Source organism: Dietzia sp. HMSC21D01 (assembly GCF_001815995.1).
GTDB lineage: Bacteria > Actinomycetota > Actinomycetes > Mycobacteriales > Mycobacteriaceae > Dietzia > Dietzia cinnamea.
Genome location: NZ_KV824074.1, coordinates 1 through 5575 on the forward strand (window position 1 = coordinate 1; position 5575 = coordinate 5575).

Genomic DNA, 5575 nt, shown 5'->3' on the forward strand with positions numbered 1-5575 from the left:
CCATCCACGGGCGCCGGCGCCGCTGATATCCGTGGCGCACCCCACAGCTCCAGTCACTGCGCACGGCATTCGGCGAAATATGCATTAGATCACACCATAAATGTTTGCGGACCTCCGACGTCGGTTGATAAAGATTCCGACGTCGGCGCCAGCGCCCACAGGGCAGGCCTGTCACCGATGTCGGGTAACGACTCGGACCCGGATCCGGATGTACCTCACGAGTCCGCAAGCAGGACTGCACCACGGAAGCGGCGCACCCCGGCGCCGCTCAGAGCGAAAGGATCATCACATGATCGAGCAGATTTTCAACGGCATCCTCGGCTTCTTCAACAGCCTCATCGACACCGGCTCCACCGCGGCCCAGGGCTTCGTCAGCACCGGCTCCACCGCGGCCAAGGGCGTCTACGGCACCGTCACCGGCTCGCTCGGCGACATCGTCGGCTCGCTCTGAGCTGAGTGATCCCGGGCCTTCGGGTCCAGATCTACGCAACGACACCGGCAGCCGCCTCGCGCGGGTGCCGGTGTCGTACATTTCAGCCGGCCCTCCCCCTTTTCGCCGGATCACTCGATACATAGTGCGACGCGTGAAGTGATCTAGATCACATTAACCGAGACCGCGACTTCACCTGCAAAAGTAAACGATTCCCTCGGACCTTGGGCCCTCTTCGGCGTCCGAGCGGATGAAACGGCCCGGCCAGCTACGTAGCGTCTGGTGGTGAGATCTTGAGGGACCAACGGTCCGCAGGATCCTCACGCCAGACCGAGCGGCGCATCCGGCGCCGCCCCTGACGAAAGGACCATCACCATGGGTTCCATCCAGACTTTCCTCCCCGGCCTCGCCACCGGCTCCGACGCCGTGAACACCGGCTCGCAGGTCGTCGACGCGGGCGCTGGCCTCTTCGCCGACGTCCTCGAGACCCTCGGTGGCTTCGTCACCCAGATCACGGGCTCGCTGTCCTGATCTGGTTGACTGCGGGCCACTAGCGCCCGCCTTCAACACCCCGGCGCCGGCATTCGTCTTCGGACGGATGCCGGCGCCGTGCATTTCACTACACTCGGGGCCATGGAGCTCGACCTGTCCCGCCACGTCGCCGCCGACCCGGACACCGTGTGGTCCGTGCTCACCGACATCCCCGAGGCGCACCGGACGCTCAGCGGGGTAGTGGCGGTCGAAATCCTCACGACCGGCCCCTATGAGCCCGGCCTGCGGTGGCGCGAGACCCGCAAGATGTTCGGGATGAAGGCCACCGAGGAGATGATGGTGATGGCCGCCGAGCCGCCTCACTCCACCACGATCGTCGCCGAGAACGGCGGGACCAAGTACACGACCGTCTTCACCATCACACCCGACGCCGAGGGCGGGTCGACGCTCCGGATGCGCTTCGGAGCCGAGACTGCCCACGCTCCCGCGGTCTCCCGCGTCGTCATGGGGCTCATGGGAAAGTTCGCCGAGAAGTCCACCCGCAAGACCATGGAGCAGGACCTCGCCGACATCGCGGCCGAGGCCGAACGGCGGGCCTCCTCTTCCTAGCCGCCGTGGGCGCGTACCTGACCTACTCGGCCCGGCCCGCCTGCTCGCCCGCGCGGTCCCACAGCTCCGCGACGACCTCCGCGGCCGGCTGGTCGGCGTAGGCGTCGGCGGCCCGCCACCGCGACCCCGCCCACAGGGGCGGCACCTCGATGTCGCCCGCTTGCGCGGCGGCCTTGCGCATCGGACCCGTGAGCAGGTGCAGGTACGGGTACGCCGCCGGCGCGGCCTCGTGGAACTCCGCGACGAACTCGTTGACGAGCGCCCGGGCGTAGCGACCGGTGTAGCAGCGGGTCGGCCGCGACTCGGTGAACCGGGCATCGCCGAGAGCGGACCGGTGCAGAGCGTTCGTGCCCGCCTCCGGGGTGCGCAGCAGCACGGTCCCGAGCTGGACACCGTCCGCACCGGCCGCGAGCACGGCGGCGACGTCGTGCGGGGTGCTGATCCCGCCGGCGGCGACGAACGGCACCTCGGGAAGCGCGTCGCGCACCGCCCGCGTCAGCTCGACCGTCGTGATGTCGTCGGGCTCCTCGCCGACGGTGGTCGTGGACCGGTGCCCGCCGGCCTCGGCGCTCTGGACCGACAGCCAGTCCGCCCCGGCCTCGACAGCCCGACGCGCGTCGGCGACGCCGGCCACCGTCACGACCACGGCCGTGCCCACGTCCTGTAGAGCACGGACCATGCCGGGCTCCGGGATGCCGAAGGTGAACGAGACCACCGCGACCGGGTCGTCCAGCAGCGCGGCGAGCGTGGCTTCCTGGTCGAAGTCGGTGAATCCCGGCGACTCCGCGAGGGCCACCTCGAGCCGCCTGGCGACCGGCCCGATCGCCTCGGCGTAGCGCTCGACCGCCTCGGGACCGCCCGCCGCCGCCAGCGCGGCGTCGGAGTCGGCGCGATCCAGCAGGAACACGTTGACGCCGAACGGCGCGTCGGTGAGCTCGCGGACGCGCCCGATCTCCGCTCTGGTGTCGGCGGCGTCGAGGTAACCGGAGCCGATCATGCCCAGGCCCCCCGCCTCGCCCACCGCGGCGATGAGTTCGGGCGTCGTGGGGCCGCCGGCCATCGGCGCCCCGATCACGGGCCGGCGCAGATGCGACGGGAGCAGGCGGCGGTGGTTCTGGCCCTGCGGGGCCCGGTCGGACTGTGTCTGGTGCTCGGTCATGCCCGTGACGCTACGCCCGGGGTCACCGCCCTGGGGCGGGTGACGGCGTAGACCACACCGCCGACGACGAAGACGACGAGGCCTCCGACGACCGACTGCCAGGGCAGGCTCCCGGCGACGATCACGCATCCGACCGCGCCGAGCACCGGCACCCAGGCCGGCAGTCCGCGGCGCCGTCGATCAAGACGCAGGGCCGCGGTGTTCGCGACGAGGTAGTAGATCAGGACGGCGAAGGAGGAGAACCCGATCGCCTGCCGTACGTCGGCCGCCAGGACGATCACGGCCACCACCACGCCCAAGCAGATCTCGGCGACGTACGGCGTCCGCGTGGTGGGGTGCACTGCCGCCAGCGGAGCGGGCAGGTGCCGGTCCCGCGCCATCGCCAGGGTTGTGCGGGAGACGCCGAGCACTCCGCCCAGCAGGGCCCCGAGCGCGGCGATCCCGGCGGCGATCCGCACCACGGGCGCGAGCACCTCCCCGGCCGGGACCCTTTCAGCGGCGTCCAGTACGGGCGCGGCGCTCGCGGCCACGCCTTGCACCCCGAGCACGTGGACCGTCGCGGCGAGAACGATCGCGTAGACGGCGATCACGACGCTGATCGCGATGACGACCGCCCTCGGGATCGTGCGGCTCGGATCGCGCACCTCCTCCCCGAGCGTGGCGATGCGGGCGTACCCCGCGAAGGCGAAGAAGCAGAACCCCGCGCCGCCCAACACGCCGAGTATGCGCCCGGGCAACGCCTCTCCGTCGACGGCGGGCACTGCCGCGGGCGCCGCCGCCCCTGGCACTGCCGATGAGCCGGCCGACGAGACGAACGCCGCCACCACGAACACTGCTAGTGCCGCCAGCACGACGCCGACCAGTACCTTCGACGCCGTGGCCGTGCGCTGCACCCCGAGAACCGACAGCACCGTCAGCGCCAGCACGGCCACCGCGGCGACCACCGAGGACTGCTCCGGCCAGAGGTACAGGCCCACGGTCAGGGCCATCGCCGCGCAGGACGCCGTCTTGCCCACCACGAATCCCCAGCCGGCGAGAAACCCCGGCAGCGGGCCGAGCAGTTCGCGACCGTAGACGTAGGTCCCGCCCGCCGCGGGGAACTGCGCTGCCAGGCGAGCTGAGGACAGGGCGTTGCACACGGCCACCACGGCGGCCACCGCGAGTGAGGCCCACACCCATGAGCCGGCGCGTGCGGCGGCGGGCGCGAACGCCACGAACACGCCCGCCCCGATCATGGCACCGAGGCCCACCACGACGGCATCGGACGGCCCCAGTCTGCGGTCGAGAGTCGAGTCCATCCACACACCATCGCAGCCGCAGGTGGACGAGACGTGAACTCCTCGACCGTGGTCCCCCGCCGCGATTCAGCCCTGCCCCGGGCACTGGTCAATTCCGAACACGTCTCCGGCGGCAGGGGCAGCGTCGGGCAGGCGATCGATTTCGGCAGCAGAGCGCTCGAGATGGTCGGACGCTGACCCGATGCCGGGACGCCCGGGCGCCCCTGGGACACCACCCATGGTCGGAGTGCGCGGGACCAGCGCGGTCCCCGAGTCGACCCCGGATACAGTGGGGGCGTGTCCCCCATCCGCCGGCTCCGTGTGGCGGTGGCCGCCCTCACTGCGGGGTTGACATTGGTCGGGTGCGCCCCCGGGGAGCCCGCCGCGCCCGGCTCGGACCCCACCGCCGCCGCCCCGGCCGCTCCTGCTCCGCAGGCGACTGCCGCCCCGGCCGCTGATCCCGGTGGCCACAGGTCGGCACCCCCGCCCGGATGCGTATCGCCGCTGGACGGGCTGACGCAGCGTCAGCGGATCGCCCAGCTGTTCACCGTCGGCGTGAGTTCGATGGCCGACGCCCGTCGAGCGGTCGAACAGCATTCGATCGGCGGCATCTTCCTCGGCGGTGACGTGGTGGGCGAGGTGGTCTCCGGCGATGGGCTCGCCCGACTGCAGCACGACTCGCCCCTACCCCTGCTCGTGGCGATCGACGAGGAGGGCGGGCGCGTCTCCCGCATCGCGCCGTATGCCGGCCCGCTGCCGTCCGCCCGCGTGATGGCCGCGACCATGAGCCCCGATCAGGTCCGGGCGGCTGCCCGCGCCCGAGGGGAGTTTCTCCGCGGGATGGGCGTGACCGTCGATTTCGCGCCCTCCCTCGACGTGTCCGAGCAGCCGGACGGCGCGGTGATCGGTGACCGCTCCTTCTCCCCCGACCCCGCCCGCGTCGTGTCCTATGCCCGTGCGTTCGCCGCCGGCCTGCGTGACGCTGGCATCGCCCCGGTGTTCAAGCACTTCCCGGGGCACGGACGCTCCTCCGGCGACAGTCACCACCGCTCGGTGACGGTGCCCCCGCTCGACCAGCTCATGACCCACGATCTGCGGCCCTTCGCGGCACTCGCCCGGACCCCCGGCGCGGGCATGATGCTCGGCCACCAGCAGGTCCCCGGCCTGACCGGGGTCGACCGGCCCGCGTCGCTCTCGCCCGCCGCGTACCGGCTGCTGCGAGAGGGCCACGGCTACGGCGCCCCGCCCTTCGATGGCCCGATCTTCACCGACGACCTGTCCGGCATGCGCGCCGTGACCGACGCGTTCGCGCTGCCCACCGCCGTGACCGAATCCCTCATCGCCGGGGCGGACTCCCCGCTGTGGATCACGACGGCCGGGCTCGGTGAGACCCTGGACGCCGTCGAACGCGCCGTGGCCGACGGCACCCTCAGCCGGCGGGCGCTGGACCGGTCGCTCGAACGCATGGCGACCCTGCGGGGAATTCCGGTGTGCGTGGGCGGCCCCGCCACCGGGTTGCTCGAGCATGACGGTTCGCTGGCCCCGCCGTTGCGCGACCTCCCGCCGCGGGCGGGCCTGGCGCCCCTGCCGGCGTGACCCGGGTCGGGG

Annotated in this window: 7 protein-coding genes; 5 read left to right on the forward strand and 2 right to left on the reverse strand. The window is 72.0% G+C overall.

All coding sequences use genetic code 11. The annotated features are described in order from the left end of the window. The first annotated feature begins 289 nt into the window (after nucleotides 1-289). The 3 genes from HMPREF3086_RS19110 to HMPREF3086_RS14875 all read left to right on the forward strand — a co-directional run bounded on the left by HMPREF3086_RS19110 (nucleotide 290) and on the right by HMPREF3086_RS14875 (nucleotide 1531). Entirely contained in the window at nucleotides 290-451 is a 162-nt protein-coding gene (locus tag HMPREF3086_RS19110) for a hypothetical protein (protein WP_157076973.1), read from the forward strand. 354 nt (nucleotides 452-805) lie between these two features. Then, complete coding sequence (locus HMPREF3086_RS19115; protein WP_165928431.1) at nucleotides 806-961, forward strand: hypothetical protein; 156 nt, start codon at nucleotides 806-808, stop codon at nucleotides 959-961. A 102-nt stretch (nucleotides 962-1063) separates the two neighbouring features. Beyond that, on the forward strand, nucleotides 1064-1531 hold the full coding sequence (locus HMPREF3086_RS14875) for an SRPBCC family protein (protein WP_070722692.1): 468 nt from the start codon (nucleotides 1064-1066) through the stop codon (nucleotides 1529-1531). Nucleotides 1532-1553: 22 nt separating this feature from the next. Here the strand turns inward: HMPREF3086_RS14875 and HMPREF3086_RS14880 are convergent, their stop codons facing one another. Both HMPREF3086_RS14880 and HMPREF3086_RS14885 read right to left on the reverse strand, forming a co-directional pair. Next, a complete protein-coding gene (locus HMPREF3086_RS14880) occupies nucleotides 1554-2690 on the reverse strand; it encodes an NAD(P)H-dependent flavin oxidoreductase (protein ID WP_083324466.1) in 1137 nt (378 codons plus the stop codon). Next, nucleotides 2687-3988, reverse strand: coding sequence for an APC family permease (locus HMPREF3086_RS14885; protein ID WP_070722698.1), 1302 nt, complete (start codon nucleotides 3986-3988; stop codon nucleotides 2687-2689). Before HMPREF3086_RS14885 ends, HMPREF3086_RS14880 begins: the two co-directional genes overlap by 4 nt. Before the next feature lie 33 nt (nucleotides 3989-4021). Between HMPREF3086_RS14885 and HMPREF3086_RS19120 the strand changes: the two genes are divergently transcribed. Together HMPREF3086_RS19120 and HMPREF3086_RS14890 are read left to right on the forward strand one after the other, a co-directional pair. Further along, a complete protein-coding gene (locus HMPREF3086_RS19120) occupies nucleotides 4022-4165 on the forward strand; it encodes a hypothetical protein (protein WP_007631416.1) in 144 nt (47 codons plus the stop codon). Between the two features lie 99 nt (nucleotides 4166-4264). Beyond that, nucleotides 4265-5563: a glycoside hydrolase family 3 N-terminal domain-containing protein gene (locus HMPREF3086_RS14890; RefSeq protein ID WP_070722694.1), complete on the forward strand. Its 1299-nt coding sequence runs from the start codon at nucleotides 4265-4267 to the stop codon at nucleotides 5561-5563. Nucleotides 5564-5575: the final 12 nt, after the last annotated feature.

Coding starts and splice junctions, on each gene's coding strand:
- HMPREF3086_RS19110 (WP_157076973.1), top strand. CDS start 290: ATGATCGAGCAGATTTTCAACGGCATCCTCGGCTTCTTCAACAGCCTC.
- HMPREF3086_RS19115 (WP_165928431.1), top strand. CDS start 806: ATGGGTTCCATCCAGACTTTCCTCCCCGGCCTCGCCACCGGCTCCGAC.
- HMPREF3086_RS14875 (WP_070722692.1), top strand. CDS start 1,064: ATGGAGCTCGACCTGTCCCGCCACGTCGCCGCCGACCCGGACACCGTG.
- HMPREF3086_RS14880 (WP_083324466.1), bottom strand. CDS start 2,690: ATGACCGAGCACCAGACACAGTCCGACCGGGCCCCGCAGGGCCAGAAC.
- HMPREF3086_RS14885 (WP_070722698.1), bottom strand. CDS start 3,988: ATGGACTCGACTCTCGACCGCAGACTGGGGCCGTCCGATGCCGTCGTG.